At 41.0% G+C, this 15,921-nt stretch carries 18 protein-coding genes, 1 tRNA gene and 1 pseudogene; 11 read left to right on the top strand and 9 right to left on the bottom strand.

Annotation, left to right across the window (positions count from 1 at the left end; translation table 11 throughout):
* The first annotated feature begins 17 nt into the window (after positions 1 to 17).
* The 3 genes from PN447_RS00745 to psaI all read left to right on the top strand — a co-directional run bounded on the left by PN447_RS00745 (position 18) and on the right by psaI (position 2,530).
* On the top strand, positions 18 to 677 hold the full coding sequence (locus tag PN447_RS00745; protein WP_271760062.1) for a flagellar motor protein: 660 nt from the start codon (positions 18 to 20) through the stop codon (positions 675 to 677).
* Positions 678 to 829: 152 nt separating this feature from the next.
* Entirely contained in the window at positions 830 to 2,350 is a 1,521-nt protein-coding gene (locus tag PN447_RS00750) for a hypothetical protein (protein WP_271760063.1), read from the top strand.
* A gap of 69 nt (positions 2,351 to 2,419) precedes the next feature.
* Complete coding sequence (psaI, locus tag PN447_RS00755) at positions 2,420 to 2,530, top strand: photosystem I reaction center subunit VIII (protein ID WP_200989902.1); 111 nt, start codon at positions 2,420 to 2,422, stop codon at positions 2,528 to 2,530.
* Positions 2,531 to 2,691: 161 nt separating this feature from the next.
* Here psaI and PN447_RS00760 read toward each other — a convergent pair whose 3' ends face one another.
* The 6 genes from PN447_RS00760 to PN447_RS00785 form a co-directional block, all read right to left on the bottom strand.
* The gene (locus PN447_RS00760) at positions 2,692 to 2,814 is read right to left on the bottom strand and encodes a photosystem II reaction center protein J (protein WP_200989901.1); all 123 of its coding nucleotides are present in this window, start codon (positions 2,812 to 2,814) and stop codon (positions 2,692 to 2,694) included.
* A gap of 70 nt (positions 2,815 to 2,884) precedes the next feature.
* Positions 2,885 to 3,004 carry a photosystem II reaction center protein L gene (locus tag PN447_RS00765; RefSeq protein ID WP_010997988.1) on the bottom strand — a complete coding sequence of 40 codons (120 nt, stop codon included), beginning with the start codon at positions 3,002 to 3,004 and terminating at the stop codon, positions 2,885 to 2,887.
* A 9-nt stretch (positions 3,005 to 3,013) separates the two neighbouring features.
* Positions 3,014 to 3,151, bottom strand: a complete 138-nt coding sequence (gene psbF, locus PN447_RS00770; protein WP_200989900.1) for a cytochrome b559 subunit beta — start codon at positions 3,149 to 3,151, stop codon at positions 3,014 to 3,016.
* 9 nt (positions 3,152 to 3,160) lie between these two features.
* The gene (psbE, locus tag PN447_RS00775; RefSeq protein ID WP_200989899.1) at positions 3,161 to 3,409 is read right to left on the bottom strand and encodes a cytochrome b559 subunit alpha; all 249 of its coding nucleotides are present in this window, start codon (positions 3,407 to 3,409) and stop codon (positions 3,161 to 3,163) included.
* A 116-nt stretch (positions 3,410 to 3,525) separates the two neighbouring features.
* A complete protein-coding gene (locus tag PN447_RS00780) occupies positions 3,526 to 4,545 on the bottom strand; it encodes a photosynthesis system II assembly factor Ycf48 (RefSeq protein WP_271760064.1) in 1,020 nt (339 codons plus the stop codon).
* A 67-nt stretch (positions 4,546 to 4,612) separates the two neighbouring features.
* Positions 4,613 to 4,960 (bottom strand): rubredoxin, encoded by a 348-nt coding sequence (locus PN447_RS00785; protein ID WP_271760065.1) that lies wholly within the window; start codon positions 4,958 to 4,960, stop codon positions 4,613 to 4,615.
* 193 nt (positions 4,961 to 5,153) lie between these two features.
* Here PN447_RS00785 and ndhC point away from each other — a divergent pair, with 193 nt between their 5' ends.
* Genes ndhC through PN447_RS00800 form a run of 3 tightly spaced genes read left to right on the top strand, consistent with a single transcriptional unit; the run spans position 5,154 to position 6,764 of the window.
* Positions 5,154 to 5,516, top strand: coding sequence for a photosynthetic/respiratory NAD(P)H-quinone oxidoreductase subunit C (gene ndhC, locus PN447_RS00790; protein WP_271732035.1), 363 nt, complete (start codon positions 5,154 to 5,156; stop codon positions 5,514 to 5,516).
* On the top strand, positions 5,507 to 6,244 hold the full coding sequence (gene ndhK, locus PN447_RS00795) for a photosynthetic/respiratory NAD(P)H-quinone oxidoreductase subunit K (RefSeq protein WP_271760066.1): 738 nt from the start codon (positions 5,507 to 5,509) through the stop codon (positions 6,242 to 6,244). Before ndhC ends, ndhK begins: the two co-directional genes overlap by 10 nt.
* Positions 6,237 to 6,764, top strand: coding sequence for an NAD(P)H-quinone oxidoreductase subunit J (locus PN447_RS00800; protein ID WP_271760067.1), 528 nt, complete (start codon positions 6,237 to 6,239; stop codon positions 6,762 to 6,764). Before ndhK ends, PN447_RS00800 begins: the two co-directional genes overlap by 8 nt.
* Before the next feature lie 112 nt (positions 6,765 to 6,876).
* Here the strand turns inward: PN447_RS00800 and PN447_RS00805 are convergent.
* From PN447_RS00805 to PN447_RS00815, 3 genes and pseudogenes are all read right to left on the bottom strand, one after another.
* Positions 6,877 to 7,391 (bottom strand): annotated as a pseudogene (locus tag PN447_RS00805) (Uma2 family endonuclease).
* Positions 7,392 to 7,461: 70 nt separating this feature from the next.
* Positions 7,462 to 7,532 (bottom strand) — tRNA-Gly (locus PN447_RS00810).
* A 226-nt stretch (positions 7,533 to 7,758) separates the two neighbouring features.
* Complete coding sequence (locus PN447_RS00815; RefSeq protein ID WP_271760068.1) at positions 7,759 to 8,985, bottom strand: glycosyltransferase; 1,227 nt, start codon at positions 8,983 to 8,985, stop codon at positions 7,759 to 7,761.
* A 363-nt stretch (positions 8,986 to 9,348) separates the two neighbouring features.
* On the opposite strand from PN447_RS00815, the gene PN447_RS00820 reads away from it, so the two are divergent.
* The 5 genes from PN447_RS00820 to PN447_RS00840 form a co-directional block, all read left to right on the top strand.
* Positions 9,349 to 10,968 carry a glycosyltransferase family 39 protein gene (locus PN447_RS00820; RefSeq protein ID WP_271760069.1) on the top strand — a complete coding sequence of 540 codons (1,620 nt, stop codon included), beginning with the start codon at positions 9,349 to 9,351 and terminating at the stop codon, positions 10,966 to 10,968.
* A gap of 44 nt (positions 10,969 to 11,012) precedes the next feature.
* Positions 11,013 to 12,155 carry a 7,8-didemethyl-8-hydroxy-5-deazariboflavin synthase subunit CofH gene (gene cofH / locus PN447_RS00825; protein WP_271760070.1) on the top strand — a complete coding sequence of 381 codons (1,143 nt, stop codon included), beginning with the start codon at positions 11,013 to 11,015 and terminating at the stop codon, positions 12,153 to 12,155.
* A gap of 101 nt (positions 12,156 to 12,256) precedes the next feature.
* Positions 12,257 to 12,655 (top strand): photosystem II protein Psb27, encoded by a 399-nt coding sequence (psb27, locus tag PN447_RS00830; RefSeq protein ID WP_271760071.1) that lies wholly within the window; start codon positions 12,257 to 12,259, stop codon positions 12,653 to 12,655.
* Between the two features lie 560 nt (positions 12,656 to 13,215).
* Positions 13,216 to 14,724 carry a family 10 glycosylhydrolase gene (locus tag PN447_RS00835; protein WP_271760072.1) on the top strand — a complete coding sequence of 503 codons (1,509 nt, stop codon included), beginning with the start codon at positions 13,216 to 13,218 and terminating at the stop codon, positions 14,722 to 14,724.
* A gap of 189 nt (positions 14,725 to 14,913) precedes the next feature.
* Positions 14,914 to 15,921, top strand: a 1,008-nt coding sequence (locus PN447_RS00840; RefSeq protein ID WP_442867063.1) for a DUF7149 domain-containing protein, incomplete at its 3' end; no start/stop codon positions are given.

A 15,921-nucleotide genomic window follows, 5' to 3' on the forward strand; every position in this document is an offset into this window, starting at 1 on the left:
GAATTAAATAGGAAAATATGGCTAGGCGTTGGCAACGTAATGATTATCATGAAGAATTAAATATTTCTACGGCTTTTACAGATTTAATGTCTAATGCCTTCATGATACTGCTGTTGTTTTTGTTACTTTTTATCATTAGGTCATTTGTTAATCAAAAACCGGAGTTAGTAGATACGCAACTAGAGACACCGCCAATTATTCTGATTCCAGATGACCCTAAGCATAGATTTGATTCTGGAAGTGCAAGAATTAACCCAAGTTTTTATAATTACATTGCCGCAAAAATCTTACCGGAAATTGAAAGGGCAAGTAAACAGTATAATATCGATATTATAGAGGTGATCGGACATACTGACGGTCAGCCTAATGGTAATATGCCCAGTAACCTAGACTTGAATTTAGAAAATGTCGCCCGTGGTGGATTGGAATTAGAGAAACTACAAGCTGGTTCTAATGCTGATTTGGGGTTAATGCGTGCTTTAGCGGTAGTCCAACAGCTGCGTAATATTCAGCTTAAAGACAAAAAACTTCCTGGATTGTCCTTCCGTGCTTATTCGGCGGCTCAGTTAATATTACCTAGTGGGGAATTTGCTCCTGTAGTACGTGAACCAGATCAGAACCGCCGCCGAATTGAAATCCGTTTTACCCGGTTGGGTGAAGAGCGAACCGTCAAGTAGTTTAAGTTATTGTGAAGCAGATTCTCAATATTAGGGTATTTGTAGACAAATGGTAACATTAGGTGAGGAAATTGCTAGTTACTGAGGTAAACTTGCAAGCAATATGATCCACAATCTTACTCGGCTGCACTTCGGTTTTGTCATAACTGATAATGGAAAACTGGCAATTTCTCATACAGAAACAGGGCGATCGCTCTTGGTATAACCTGCAATTCCCAAACTTAGAAATTTCGGAAGGTATCTACAGAGTTTTGGCTCGTTCTCACCTGGGTAATACCGAGGTAGAAATACGGGTAACACACTCATCAACTCAACAAATCCCCTCAAAGCGGTTAATTCACAAGCAATCGCGGCGGACTGATGCACAAGGTTTAATCTCGGTAATTCCTTTTACCTATCTCAAACCAGGAACTTGGGAATTCCAATGCTCTGCGGATTTGATGTCAGATTTGCTCGGTAAATCCTGGCAATACTCCATATATCTAGAAGTATTGTTTCAACAATCTACTGGGGTATGGAGTCCATCGCCCACCGACGAAAATCGGGGTTCAAATTTACCACCATTTCACCCTACTACAACCAGTATTATCAGCCTAAGTGATTTAGGAATTGCAATAGCAATGGACAACGCAGTTATAAGTCAGCCTGTTAGTCTAGCCTTATTGCAAGGTGAAACAGCCCAACAGAGGGTAGAAAATTTCATGGCTGTAGGTTTAAACAGCACTGAAACTGTGTCAGATGATGATATGGTTGAGGATACTTTATCTATAAAACCATCGCTACCGCTATCGTTGAGCTTAGATCGAGAAACCTACACTGCTCCTTGGGGAGAAACAGCAGTGATTCGGGGGCGAGTGGAGCTACAAGACCAGATAAATTGGGAAGGTGAAAGACCTCCAGAACGTCTTTATGCTTTGGAACTACTAATTGAGCTGCGATCGCCCACAGGCTCAGATGTTTTCACCCAGGTTTGGCAGCCTTTACCAGACAGCACTTTACCAATTAAAATTAGCTCTGCAATTTGTATTCCCGTGGATTGTCAATCCCAGCTGATTTTGGCAGACATCCATTTGTATGGCGCACTAACAGAATTGGGTGAGGTCGTACTATTAGCTAATCAGTCTTTTAAAATTACGGCAGATATTACAGAAGTGCTAGCTACATTTCCCCAGCAACATTTATTGAATCACCCTATAGATGAGGAGTTTGCACAGCAAGACAAGACTAGAGACCCCATCAACTGCAAGCAACTGGAGATAAAAGATCATGGTGTGCTTCTCAACAGCAGTTTTCCCTACTTAAAACGCCTGGAAGTTTTACGAGATAAAACAGATGTAGCTCATCAAGAGTCACAAGTAGCACTCCCACAAGATTTGACAGTAAATGCACACCCCAGTCACTATTCATCTCCTCTGATTAGAAAGTGGATAGAAAGCCAAGCATATCCCCTCCCTGAATTAAGCCCTGGGGTTTTAGCTCTGCCAAAAATAGCCGATCCTCAAAGGGGGGAATTTAACTCACAATTACACTTAGAATCTCAAAACTATATGGACCAGATACCAGTCTCAGGAAATACTGGAGAAACCCTAAATACACCCACTCCTGACAAAATAGAGAAGATCAAAACAGTCAACCCTTTACCAAGAATTGTGTTAAAAATTTTGAGAATTTAAAAAATCAGGTGAAATTTACAGTAAGCTCGTTTTCGAGGATTGTCTAATTATTGAATAGGAAAGTTAACTATGGCAGCTTCATTTTTGCCCTCTATCTTGGTTCCCCTGACTGGTTTAGTTTTTCCAGCAGTGACAATGGCGTTTTTGATGTTATACATTGAACGCGAAGATATCGGCTAATTATTTCCGTGAATTTCCCACGTCTTCAAGGCGTGGGAATATTATATAACAAAACCGGTTGTTTTTGGTGACAAGCAGCAAAAACAACCGGCTTGTTAAACATTAATTATTAAACAATTGCCAGGAAATACTGAGTATTTTTTTTCTGGCTCAAGCTTTTTTTACAATGAAGAACCGACTCCAGCGTAGGCTCCATAAAAGAAAATGCCTAAAACTGTAATTACACCTAAACCCGCGATTGTAGCGACAATCCACAGGGGAATTCTTCCACTTCCAGCAGACACAGCTTTTCTCCTCCCTTAACAAGAAATCAACATTGATTGAATAAACAAAAATTTACAACAACTGTTTCAGTTAGTTAAAGAAGTAACTGGAGAACAGAATTCCTAGAACAAAAACAAGAAGTAGTCCCAGGTATAGTGAAGTCCGGTTTAACTCTACCGGTTGATTATTAGGATTGGGCGTTCTTTCCATGATTAGCTCCTAGCGTTGAATAAACTGCATAGCGGCGATCGCGCCCAAGAAGAACACACTGGGTACACCTAAAGTGTGTACTGCTAGCCATCTGACCGTAAAAATGGGATAGGAAACTGGTTGATTGATGTTATTTCCGCTAGTCATGATCCGCAACTACTTTCCAATAAACTGTTCAACTTGCTGTTTAGCGCCAAAACGATCCTTGACAATAGGCAATTCTTGCCGTGTTTGTGTGTAGTATTCGTTAGGACGGGGTGTACCGAAAGCATCATAAGCCAGTCCAGTGCTGACAAATAGCCATCCGGCAATAAACAATGCTGGAATAGTGATACTGTGAATCACCCAGTAACGAATGCTGGTAATAATGTCCGAAAACGGACGTTCTCCAGTGGTACCTGACATTTAGATCCTTACCTTTACAAAGATTGTTATTGTCTATTATCCTACAAAGTTTAGAAAGAGTTACAACTTGCAACGACCTTCTCACAAATCAAGACATACTTAAGCCCATGATGCCACTAAGCGGCCGCTTGTGAAAAACTTTCACTGATATTTGGTTGGTATTTTAGCAAAATACCGCGATCGCCTATGACAAAACCTTGATCAGGACCCAAGAAAACAATCTTATACAAATTAGCAGCGACACCTTCCACATCCCGGTCTTTTTCCCAGGTTTGACCACCATCAGCACTGTGGAGTAAATTACCACTACCACCGCCGATCCAAATATCATTAGCAGTGCGATAAGCCAAATCTAGTAAACCCCAGCTGGTAGCCAACTCAGGATTTTGTGGTTCTTGCCAATTTTCAGGATTTTCCGGGTCGCTGAACTGTACCTGACCACCTCGCGCTAGCAACCACAACTGTCCATTCTCAGCAAAACCCATATTTTCTAACCGTCGAGAGTTATTGCGGTTATGGGGTGTCCAAGTAGTTTGTCCTGGCTCCCAAGTTGAGTAGAAACTACCCTTAGCAGAAACAGCAACATACTTACCGTCAGATGAACGCTGCATATTACGCACCACCCCAACAGCACCTTCTACCTGAGCCTTCCAGTTTTTACCACCGTCCTCAGTTTTGTATATAGCGCCCAAATCCGTAGCCATTTCCGCCGTATTCTCTCCCAGAGCATAGATAGCAATGGGACTACCGGGTAATTTTGAACTCAGAGTAATACTCGACCAAGAACCACCTTCATCAGTGGTATGCAACAGTAGTGAAGGTTCACCCAAAATCCAGCCTTCTTGTCCAGCAAAACTGACTGAGTCAAAGCGAGTCCTAGTATCATCTAGTGACAATCTTAGGGGTTCCCAAGTATCACCACCATCATGTGTTTCCAGAATAGTAGCATTGCTACCTACAAGAAAACCATGCTGAGGGTTATCAGTAAAGGCAATATCTAGCAACTTAGACTCTGTTGGCACAGAAATAACCGCCCAAGGGTTATAGCTGGTAGAGGGGACATTGCTACAACCTATACACAAGAAAACCACCATCAACAAGGCAAATATTTTTTGCCAGTTTTTCATAATACTCATTTTTTTCTAAATTTTCACCTTAATGGCAATGGCAGCCCTCTAAACGTGCTAAAAAAGATAACGGGTCTTATTGTAAGCCGTAGAGACTGATAAAAAACAAGAAACCTAGAGCCAGGGCTCCAAAAATCAGGAGATTTTTTTGCGTTGGCGTCAGGGTATTAACACCCAAACCATAGCCGAAATTTTGCTTAAACCCAGATGCAGTACCAGCCGGGCCAATATTGGCGAAAGCGGTCTTCTTAGCCGTACATACTGGACAACGCCACGTAATCGGCAATTCAGCAAAGACTGTTCCCGGGTCAATATTATGGCTATCGTCTCCCTTTTCAGGTTCGTAAACATAACCACAGGCACGGCATTCAAAACGGTCTAATGCCGGAGTTTCAACAGCTTGTTCGCTATTTTGTTCGCTCATGGCTAAAACCTCACAGAGGAGAAATATTAAATATCCGTTAAAAATTATGACATAACTGTGAAGCTTTTCCATCATCTGTCAAAACGACAAATACCTCAAATGAGTCTGTTGCCCAGAGTTCAGAAAAGCCAAACAGATATAATGTAAAAGAAATTAACAGCCTTATTTACACCATAAGCGGTAGATATTCATTGTGTTTGTCCTTAGCGGTTACGAGTACCTTCTAGGCTTCTTCATCATCTGTAGCCTAGTTCCCGCCCTTGCACTTTCAGCCTCCAAGCTCCTGCGCCCCAGTGGTAACAGCCTGGAACGGCGCACCACCTATGAATCTGGTATGGAACCCATTGGGGGAGCCTGGATTCAGTTCAATATTCGCTACTACATGTTTGCCCTCGTCTTCGTCGTCTTTGATGTGGAGACTGTATTCTTATATCCTTGGGCGGTTGCTTTCCACCGTCTGGGGTTGTTGGCATTCATCGAAGCCTTAATTTTCATTGCAATTCTTGTAATTGCCTTAGTCTACGCATGGCGTAAAGGAGCGTTGGAATGGTCTTGAATTCAAATTTAACTAGCCCAAACAAAGAGCAAATCCTTAACCCGATTGAACGCCCCACCATCACTCAGGATTTGTCCGAAAACGTCATCCTCACCACAGTTGATGACCTTTACAACTGGGCTAGGCTTTCGAGTCTGTGGCCCTTGCTGTTTGGTACAGCTTGCTGCTTCATTGAATTTGCAGCTTTAATCGGCTCTCGGTTTGACTTTGATCGTTTCGGTCTCATTCCGCGTTCTAGCCCCCGTCAAGCCGATTTAATCATTACTGCTGGGACAATTACCATGAAGATGGCACCCCAATTAGTGCGTCTTTATGAACAAATGCCTGAGCCAAAGTATGTAATTGCTATGGGCGCGTGTACAATTACCGGCGGGATGTTCAGTATCGATTCTCCTACAGCTGTCCGCGGAGTTGACAAGCTGATTCCTGTAGATGTTTACTTACCTGGTTGTCCTCCCCGTCCAGAAGCGATTATTGACGCAATTATTAAATTGCGCAAAAAAATAGCGAATGATTCCATGCAGGAACGGGGTCAAATTAAGCAAACCCACCGTTTCTACAGCACAACTCATAATCTCAAGCCCACTGAGCAAATTTTAACCGGTAAATATTTACAGTCGGAAACTCGCTACACACCACCCAAGGAATTGACAGAAGCTATCGGTCTACCAGTTCCACCCGCACTACTGACAGCAAAGACGCAACAAAAGGAGCAAAACCGTGGCTGAAGAAGATTCTAAACCCGTACCAGCAGCGGAAGAGTCTCTGGTTAAGGCAGGTCTGATTTCCCAATGGTTAACGGAAAATGGTTTTGAGCATGAGTGCTTGGAACCTGACAAGAAGGGGGTAGAAATCATTAAGGTGGAGTCAGATTTCCTGCTCCCTATTTCTACAGCCCTTTATGCTTACGGGTTTAATTACCTCCAGTTTCAATCTGGTATTGACCTTGGACCAGGACAAGATCTGGTCAGTGTATATCACTTGATTAAAGTCGGTGATCATGCTGTGCAACCTGAAGAAATCCGAGTCAAGGTGTTCTTACCCCGTGAAAATCCCAGGGTACCTTCAGTTTACTGGATCTGGAAAACCGCAGACTGGCAAGAGCGCGAAACTTACGATATGTTCGGTATTGTCTACGAAGGTCACCCCAATCTTAAGCGGCTTTTAATGCCGGAAGATTGGGTGGGTTGGCCTTTACGGAAGGATTACATCTCGCCTGATTTCTATGAGTTGCAAGATGCTTATTAACTAGTGCTGAGTTTCAGCAGTGAGAATTTCAGACCAACTCACTTTAACCCCTTTCCGCTAGCGGAGAGGGGTTATGTTTTTTCAGGACAAAGCCATTGACTAATTGTTTACACTAGAGCGTTAGCCAGCTAAATACTTGGTCAACAGTCAGAGATAAATCAATCTGAGTAAGAATGGGTAGCGGGTCTGTACCTGTGAGCATTTCCACTCGTTGATTGGGAAATATGCTTAAAATGCTGGCTTCCTTTGGAAAAATTAACCAGCCTAATTCTGTGCCATTTTGGGAACAGTGCAGCAATTTACCCAGAACTTGGGCTTGGCTTTGGTCTGGGGAAAGGATTTCTATAGCCCAGTCGGGTTGAGTTGAAAAGCGGTTGGCAATTTTGCCTGATGCTTCACGGGGGATGCGTTCCCAACAATACAACGCGGTTCGGGAAAAGCAAGCGCAATTTTCGTACTTTCTGCCAGTTCATTAATAGTAGCGACAAGTTTACCTTGAAGACGGCTATGTTCTCCTTGGGGCTTGGGTTTTTGGCTAATTTTTCCGTCGATATATTCAGAAGCTGGTTTGGTTTCCGGGCGTTCCAGAAATTCTTCTAAGCTGATGGATTTGACTAGCGTACTCATGGTTTTACCTTTACTACACCATGTTATATAAAAAACCCCATAAAACTAGTTTTATGGGGTCTCTGATTTAAGCGGGCGGCGGGAATCGAACCCGCATTAATAGCTTGGAAGGCTATAGTTTTACCACTAAACTACGCCCGCGCAACTAAAAAATATTATAATATATTTAGTTTGTTTTTGTATGCTAGCATATACAACAGACATAAGCAACTATAGCAGAAAATAATTTGATTGCACAAGATAATTCTCAAAATATTTCAAATCGTATCAATTTACACATAAAAATATTATATTAGGTAAATTATATTACATGATTAGCTATAATGAATTATAGCGATCGCCACAGTTAACGCCATGAGGTTACTATCTATTTCACGTCGGTAACGCGCCAACTGAGTTTCAAGTTTACCCAGAAATTCCAAATAGTAGCAACTGCGATCGCTATCAGGTTAGCAATATAACGGTTAGGAATCAAGAAATTAAACACCAAATTTAAAACCAAGACATTCAAAACCAACCCGGCCAAGCAAATAATATTAAATTTCAAAAAGCGTTTAAGGCGTTGACTCCACTGCTGCTGGTTCTTACTCACATCAGCAAATGTCCAAGCATCATTCCATATGAAATTATTGCAAATGGCGATTTCTCCAGCAAGAATTTTACTCCGGGTGAGGGGTAAAGCCAAAGTAGTCGGGTCACTGAGTAAATAGAGTATAGCCATATCCACAAACACCCCACTGAGTCCCACCAAGCCAAAGCGGAGGAACCGACCAATGGGGAAGTCTAAACCCTGACTCAAACCCCCTAAAAGACCTGTAGATAAGCGCAACCGAATTAAGTGGTGTAGGTATTCTAAATATTGCTTCCAAGTAACTTTACTTTCACCGTCTTTACGTTCACAGAATACATAACCCACCTCACTAATATTCTGAATATTACCCCTAGCAATTACTTCTAGAAGAATTTTGTAACCCACAGGATGAAGTGTTACACCTAGGATACTATGGCGGCGCACCATAAAATAACCGCTCATGGGGTCAGAAACTCTACTGAGTACCCTTGGTAATACAATCAAACCTAACACTTGAGCGCCACGAGATAAGAAACGCCTAACCACACTCCAACTACTCACCCCACCGCCATCTACATGACGACTAGCTACTGCTAAATCTGCTCCCTGTGCAATTTTAGTCAGCAACTGGGTTAATACTTCCGGGGGATGTTGCAAATCTCCATCAATTACCCCTAAGATATCACCCTTTGCAACTTGCCAGCCACGAATTACGGCTGAAGAAAGTCCCCGTTCTTGTTGTCGTCGCATCACCCGCAGCTGTGGATATTCCTGAGTGAGAGATTGTGCTACTTTCCAAGTCAAGTCGGGACTATCATCATCCACAACAATCAACTCATAATCCCCTGGTATAGATTCATTCAGTGTCTGAGTTAATATGTGGATAACTTTCTGGATATTATCCTTTTCTTTATAAGTGGGAATGACCAAAGATAAACACAGATTACTAGTACCAGGTAAATCTTTAATCTCTAGAGTCCCTGTGGGAACTTTTAACAGTGTTTCTGATGGTTTTATATCCATATCAAAGTTACCAATTATTCAGTATGTAAAAGATTAATCTGCTCATTATTAGATATTGGTTGCTTGATTTCTGATGTTTAGTCAATAGTCATCATGTTTTGTAAATCATGCATCATGTATTATTGATTATCAGTGGGGTAAGATAAATATAAAAGGCTGTAAATTTATAAGTGCAATCATCAATATATTCAAATATCTGTCAATTTCCATATCTTATTTAAGAATTTACATTATCTTCAGAATAAACAATTAATTTCGGCTGATTATTGCCAAAATCGATTCTTTGTTTTAATAATCATTAATGGTTAATAAAACAGATGTTTAAAACTTGATTTACTCTTGAAATACACAGTCGATAATTACATGAAAAAAACATCGTTTATTTCCGGACAAGCTTCTTTAAGCTACTGGAAGATTTTAGTTATCATCACCCTAGCATTAAGTGTTACCTTTAGATTTATTAATCTTGACCAGAAACCATATTGGGATGATGAAGCTTTTACTGGATTACGGGTTTCTGGTTACACAGAGTATGAAGTAGTTAATAATGTGTCTGAAGTTGAGAGAATTCCTGTCAGATATTTAGCACAATATCAAACTACCAACCCTGACAAAAACCTCAATGATACTATTAGCTCTTTGGCTGTAGAAGAAGCTCAACACCCTCCCCTATATTATGTAATGGCTAGGTGGTCTATGCAGTTATTTGGTAACTCTATGGTATCTGCTAGAGCTTTGGCTGCTGTTATTAGCTTACTGGCTTTACCTAGTGTCTATTGGTTATGTATGGAGCTATTCGGTAGTGCTTGGACAGCATGGATGGCTGTAGCACTTTTAGGAATATCACCATTTCAAATACTATATGCTCAAGAAGCAAGAGAGTATAGTTTATGGATAGTAACAATTTTGCTATCTAGTGCTGCCTTGCTGCAAGCATTGCGCACAGATAAAAAAATAGACTGGGGAATTTATGCTGTCACTTTAGCTATGAGTCTTTACACTTTCCCCGCATCTATAACGGTTGCAGCGGCACATGGAGTTTATTTAATTACTATAGAAGGTTTGAGATTAACTAAAAAAGTAATTGCCTATTTATTGGCTTCTCTGGCTGGTTTTCTGGCTTTTTTACCTTGGCTATTGGTAATTGTTGCCAATTTAAAGCACCTCACCAGTATAGTTGGTGGCCAAGGTAATATGCCTACTCTATCGATGATGAAAACCTGGGCTTTTAATCTCAGCCGTATGTTCATAGATAGTAATCACGAAAGGGCTGTGATCAATTTTGGGTTTGAAAATCAATTTATATATCTCATCCAGGTAACTTTAGTCGCGGTGATAGTATTCTTAGCAGGCTATTCTCTATATTATCTGTGTCGTTACTCATCTCGAAAAACCTGGTTATTTATTTTAAGCCTAATTTTAGTGACTTGCCTGCCAGTTATGTTAAAAGATTTGATCTATGGCGGTACAAGGTCAATTATTCCCCGGTATCTTACTCCCGGTTATTTGGGTATACAAATATCTATAGCTTACTTCCTAGCAAATAAAATTACCTCAGTTTCACATCAACAGAAATTTGGGAAAATTATTATGTGCTTTCTGTTTTCTGGCTCTATCTTTTCTGGTGTGTTGATATCCCAATCTCATCACTGGTGGACTAAAAGCCATAGTGATCTAAATTTTGAGGATGCTAAATTAATTAATCAGCTTGAACGGCCACTGTTAATCAGTGATGGTAGTATGGGCAGAATATTAGCTTTAAGTCATCTGCTGAAGCCAGAAGTTCATTTACAACTTAAACCTAACTGTTATACTTGTAGGGAGTTACCTCCGTCTGTATTAAATAAGGATATTGTTAAAGTTCCTGATGGATTTGACATCTTATTATTTGCGCCCTCGGTGGAGTTAAAAAATACCATTGAGAGGGATTATCAACTTCAGCCTTTGAATTTCGATCTTTGGCGGATAAAACTAGCCAAATAATTGCTAGGATGAAACTAAAGTTTGGCAGTTGGTTTTTGTAAGCTGTGAAAGATAAAACTATTGATGCTATTCTAGATGGCGCTCTCTTGGGTGATGATTTATCTCCCGCCGATGGGGTTTTTTTATTAAAACAAACTGACTCAGAAGCGATCGCTGCTATTCGTAACACCGCTGATCAATTACGCTACATCCAAGCCGGGGACATAGTTACCTATGTAATTAATCGTAATATTAACTTTACTAACATCTGTGAGCAACACTGTAGTTTTTGTGCTTTCCGTCGGGATGATGGTGATGCTGGTGCTTACTGGTTAGACTGGGGGCAAATTTTGTCAAAAGCTACAGATGCGGTGGAAAGAGGCGCAACGGAAATCTGTATGCAGGGGGGATTAAATCCACAAGCGCAAATTAACGGTAATTCTTTGGCTTATTACCTGAAGTTAGTAGAGACTATTAAGGAGGAATTTCCCCAGATACATTTACACGCTTTCTCTCCCCAAGAGGTGCAATTTATCGCTAGAATTGATGGCATTGAATATGCTGATGTGATTGGGGCTTTCAGAGATGCTGGTGTAGGGTCTATGCCAGGAACAGCTGCGGAAGTGTTAGATGATCAAGTGAGGCGGGTATTGTGTCCGGAAAAGATTGATACAGCAACTTGGCTGGAAATTGTGGGTACGGCGCACAAGTTAGGTTTACCCACCACTAGCACCATATTATCAGGGCATATTGAAACCCCAGAACAACAAATTACACATTTAGAAAAATTGCGATCGCTGCAAAAAACTGCCCTTGAGCAAGGTTACTCAGGTAAAATCACGGAGTTTATTGTTTTACCATTTGTGGGACAAGAAGCACCCAAATCTTTACGCCGTCGTGTAGGACGGGATCAACCAGTTCTCAATGATGCTTTATTACTCACAGCAGTGGCGCGGATTTATTTGGGAAATTACATACCCAACCATCAACCAAGTTGGGTAAAACTAGGGCTGAGTGGGGCTACAGCAGCTTTACAGTGGGGTTGTAACGATATTGGTGGGACATTAATGGAAGAACATATTACCACAATGGCTGGAGCCTTGGGTGGTACTTGTATGGCAGTGGAAACCCTGCAAAATGCGATCGCATCCCTAGGGAGACCCCACCAACAACGAGATACTGTGTATAAACAAGTTATTAATCATTAGTCATTAGTCATTAGTCATTGCTTATCCCTGTCAATGATCCCCTGGATACCAATCCAAGATAGGATAGATGTTGATTTATGTATTATTGAATTAACAAAAATATGAAGCGCTATTGGTCGCGTCTACTGGCCTTGGTTTTAGTTGTCACCATCGGTCTCATGGGCTGTTCTAGCAGTCGAGACAGTTTAACTGGGGATTATCCTCAAGATACCTTGGCGGTAGTCAATATTATGAAACAAGCCCTGGAAGTAACAGAGGATTCCCCCAACAAAGCAGCTATTGAAGCTGAAGCACGCCAAAAAATCAGCGATTTTTCGGCTCGCTATCAAAGGGTTAAGTCTGTTTCTGGTCTGAGTTCCTTTACAACCATGCGAACAGCTCTCAACTCCCTAGCTGGACACTATAGTTCTTATCCCAATCGCCCCGTACCCCAAAAGCTGAAAAATCGCCTAGAGGAAGAGTTACAACGGGTGGAGTCAGCAGTGAAGCGTGGTGCTTAAGCATTACCTGTGCCATTGTTAAGAGTCAAAAGTCCAGAGTCCTAATTTTTGTTCTCAGTCTTTGACTCTTGACTTATGTATCAAGAATAGCACTGGGCAAGATATAGCATTTCCCATGCTCGTAAGGTACAAAGTTTTTTATTTTTAGGGAACAGGGAACAGGGAACAGGGAACAGGGAATAGGGAACAGGGAATAGGGAATAAATTGGTGTGTAGTTCATTAGACACACATAAGGGCTTTGTTCTCAAATATTATGAATTTTTGATTAACCTTATATTATAGCATATACCGACAAGCTTTGTCTAGTAATCTTGTATCAAATACGCTGTAATTAATTAACTGCCCCCTGTCATACAATTAATGGGGTATAGTGCAAAATTATTAATTATTAAAAATTTGATTAAAAATTTGATTAAAAATTCGGCAACATCAATACCACTTTGGCAGTCTGAGATAGGTAAACTGCCAAATTTTTCTGAAAAGGTCTCATTTTATATACCTTTTTCTAAGAATTCTTTCTATTAGGCTTCATGATTCATTTGTGGTTTTACCTTCACATATGTCTAATTCTGCTTTCACCTTCGGAAAAACGATTTTATTTTGGCGCTGTCTGTTAGCGACCATTTTTACAGGTACTCTGTTAATTTCTCCCCTAAGTAACCAAACTGCAAAGGCGCAATTAAAACAGTATTGCCAATTATCACCAGCAGCAGCACAAGCCAAAGAAGACTTGCGTTTAGCAGCACTCAAAGGCAATCAAGATGCCAAAAACCGCTACCAACAATTAGTCAAACAACATGCACAGGAGTTACAAAATTGTCGCGATCGCACTTGGCCTCAAATACAGGCGGTGTGGTTGCGTTTATATTCCTGTGATATTCAGCCTGGAGCAATTGAGCAGGTCATGGATCGCATTGTTAACCGTGGCTACAATCAAGTTTATCTCGAAGTCTTCTATGACGGGCAGGTATTATTACCAGCGGCAAATAATCCCACCGTTTGGCCTTCCGCAATTCGCACCCCAGGGGCGGAAAATGTCGATCTCATGGCTACCGCCATTCAAATGGGGCGACAACGTGGTTTAAAAGTTTACGCTTGGATGTTTACCAAGAATTTCGGCTATACTTACGGCCTGCGTCCAGACAGACAAGATGCGATCGCCCGTAATGGTAAAGGTCAAACCAGTTTAGAAGTCACAGATAATAACTCTCAAGTATTTGTTGATCCTTACAACTTACAGGCCAAACAGGACTTCTACCAAATGGTAGAGGAAGTAGTACGCCGCCAACCCGATGGGGTGTTATTTGATTACGTCCGCTATCCCCGACAAGAAGGACCTGATTCGGTGGCTACCAGACTCTCTGATTTATGGCTATTTAGTCCGGCGACTCAAGCTGCTTTATTGCGTCGGGCGCAGAATAACAAAGGATTGGAGTTAATTCGCCGTTTTATAGCCAGAGGATATATCACCGCCGGGGATATTAATGAACTCGATCAACTCCATACTGATGAAACTGAGCCTATGTGGCAAGGTCGCATTCCCCAACCAGTAGAAACAGAATCAAGACCCTCCGCTAGCCAGAGACAACCACTGTTACAATCGCAACTATGGCAACTAGCAGTTGCTCACGCCATGCAAGGTATATTAGATTTTGTCTCCTTAGCTGCTTACCCAGCCCAGCAACAAAGAATACCTGCTGGGGTGGTATTTTTTCCTGATGGTAATCAAACCATAGGACAAGGCTATGATTCCCGCTTGCAACCTTGGGATAGGTTTCCCAACTCTTTAGAATGGCATCCTATGTCCTATGCTACTTGTGGTACTGCTAGCTGCATTGTCCAGCAAGTGCAGCGAGTTTTGGATGCTGCACAACCAGGAACAAAGGTGATTCCGGCTTTAGCTGGAACTTGGGGAAGCTCAATGAGTAATCGCCCATCCCTAGAAGTACAAATGGAAGCACTGCGCCAATTTGCTCCCCAATTACCAGGAGTCAGCCATTTCGCCTATTCTTGGCTGTATCCTGAACATGATAAGGATCGCAAATTCTGTCGCGTTACCTCCCAGTAAATTACTACTCAACACAGGGGAAGATTTTTCTTCCCCTAAGTAATATTGCTACTAATAATTTAAATTACAGTATATAATCAACCTAAATATTAAACTAGTTTAGCTTGAGGCTTAGTAAAACCTAGGATCTGCACCCCACCCAAACTATACAAGTTTTACAATCAGTCTTCATAGTCACCTCAACCACAGATGAATAAAATTCTCCCCAGACAAGCATTAAATAAAGCCTTCCTCAAAGTTAAACCCTACAGAAATCAAATTGAACTATTTAAAACACATCTAACTACCCTCATCCAACAAATTAACGAAGGGGAAAGCGAAGAATTTCATAAAAATCTCATCGCTGATTTCCTGAAAAATACTTATTATGGTTCCCATCACTTTATTAATACCAAAGGACGCAATGACCTAGTTATTCATAATGGTAAAGATGCTCACAGCACTGTAGGAGTAATTTTAGAAACCAAAAAGCCCACCAACAAAGCGGAAATGCTGACAGTGGAAAATTTAAACACTAAAGCATTACAAGAACTAGTATTATATTTCCTGCGGGAAAGGTTAAGCGATAAAAACCTGGAAATTAAATATTTAATTGCTACCAATATCTATGAATGGTTTATTTTTGATGCTACTGTCTTTGAAAAGAGTTTTGTAGAAAATCCCCAATTTATCCAGCAATATCAGGATTTTGAAGCCGGAAGATTAACCAGTAAAAAAACAGAATTCTTCTATAAAGAAATCGCTCAACCAGCTATTGCTAATCTTCAAACTTCCCTAGTCTTTACCCACTTTGACCTGCGCGAATATGCAGAAATCCTCAAAAAACCAGAACCAACAGATGACCATCGACTAATTGCACTATTTAAATTACTTTCCCCAGAACACTTATTAAAACTTCCCTTCGCTAACGATAGCAACACCCTGGATCAAGGTTTTTATAGTGAATTATTACATATCATCGGGTTAACCGAAACTAAGGAAGGTGGTAAAAAACTCATCCAGCGTCAAAAAGCAGGTAGAAGAAATCCCGGTTCACTGATTGAAAATGCAATTTACCAACTTGACAGTTTAGATAAAATATCCCGCATAGAAAAACCAGAGCAATTTGGACTAACTGAGCAAGATAGACTATTTAATGTTGCTTTAGAACTAGCAATTACTTGGATTAATCGCATACTGTTTCTCAAACTGTTAGAA

Source organism: Anabaena sp. CS-542/02, from assembly GCF_028331085.1.
Classification (GTDB): Bacteria; Cyanobacteriota; Cyanobacteriia; order Cyanobacteriales; family Nostocaceae; genus Anabaenopsis; species Anabaenopsis arnoldii.

What these genes read in the sequence shown, in the direction of transcription:
- PN447_RS00745 (WP_271760062.1), top strand. Translation starts at nt 18, where the DNA reads ATGGCTAGGCGTTGGCAACGTAATGATTATCATGAAGAATTAAATATT.
- PN447_RS00750 (WP_271760063.1), top strand. Translation starts at nt 830, where the DNA reads ATGGAAAACTGGCAATTTCTCATACAGAAACAGGGCGATCGCTCTTGG.
- psaI (WP_200989902.1), top strand. Translation starts at nt 2,420, where the DNA reads ATGGCAGCTTCATTTTTGCCCTCTATCTTGGTTCCCCTGACTGGTTTA.
- PN447_RS00765 (WP_010997988.1), bottom strand. Translation starts at nt 3,004, where the DNA reads ATGGAAAGAACGCCCAATCCTAATAATCAACCGGTAGAGTTAAACCGG.
- psbF (WP_200989900.1), bottom strand. Translation starts at nt 3,151, where the DNA reads ATGACTAGCGGAAATAACATCAATCAACCAGTTTCCTATCCCATTTTT.
- psbE (WP_200989899.1), bottom strand. Translation starts at nt 3,409, where the DNA reads ATGTCAGGTACCACTGGAGAACGTCCGTTTTCGGACATTATTACCAGC.
- PN447_RS00780 (WP_271760064.1), bottom strand. Translation starts at nt 4,545, where the DNA reads ATGAGTATTATGAAAAACTGGCAAAAAATATTTGCCTTGTTGATGGTG.
- PN447_RS00785 (WP_271760065.1), bottom strand. Translation starts at nt 4,960, where the DNA reads ATGAGCGAACAAAATAGCGAACAAGCTGTTGAAACTCCGGCATTAGAC.
- ndhK (WP_271760066.1), top strand. Translation starts at nt 5,507, where the DNA reads ATGGTCTTGAATTCAAATTTAACTAGCCCAAACAAAGAGCAAATCCTT.
- PN447_RS00815 (WP_271760068.1), bottom strand. Translation starts at nt 8,985, where the DNA reads ATGGATATAAAACCATCAGAAACACTGTTAAAAGTTCCCACAGGGACT.
- PN447_RS00820 (WP_271760069.1), top strand. Translation starts at nt 9,349, where the DNA reads ATGAAAAAAACATCGTTTATTTCCGGACAAGCTTCTTTAAGCTACTGG.
- psb27 (WP_271760071.1), top strand. Translation starts at nt 12,257, where the DNA reads ATGAAGCGCTATTGGTCGCGTCTACTGGCCTTGGTTTTAGTTGTCACC.
- PN447_RS00835 (WP_271760072.1), top strand. Translation starts at nt 13,216, where the DNA reads ATGTCTAATTCTGCTTTCACCTTCGGAAAAACGATTTTATTTTGGCGC.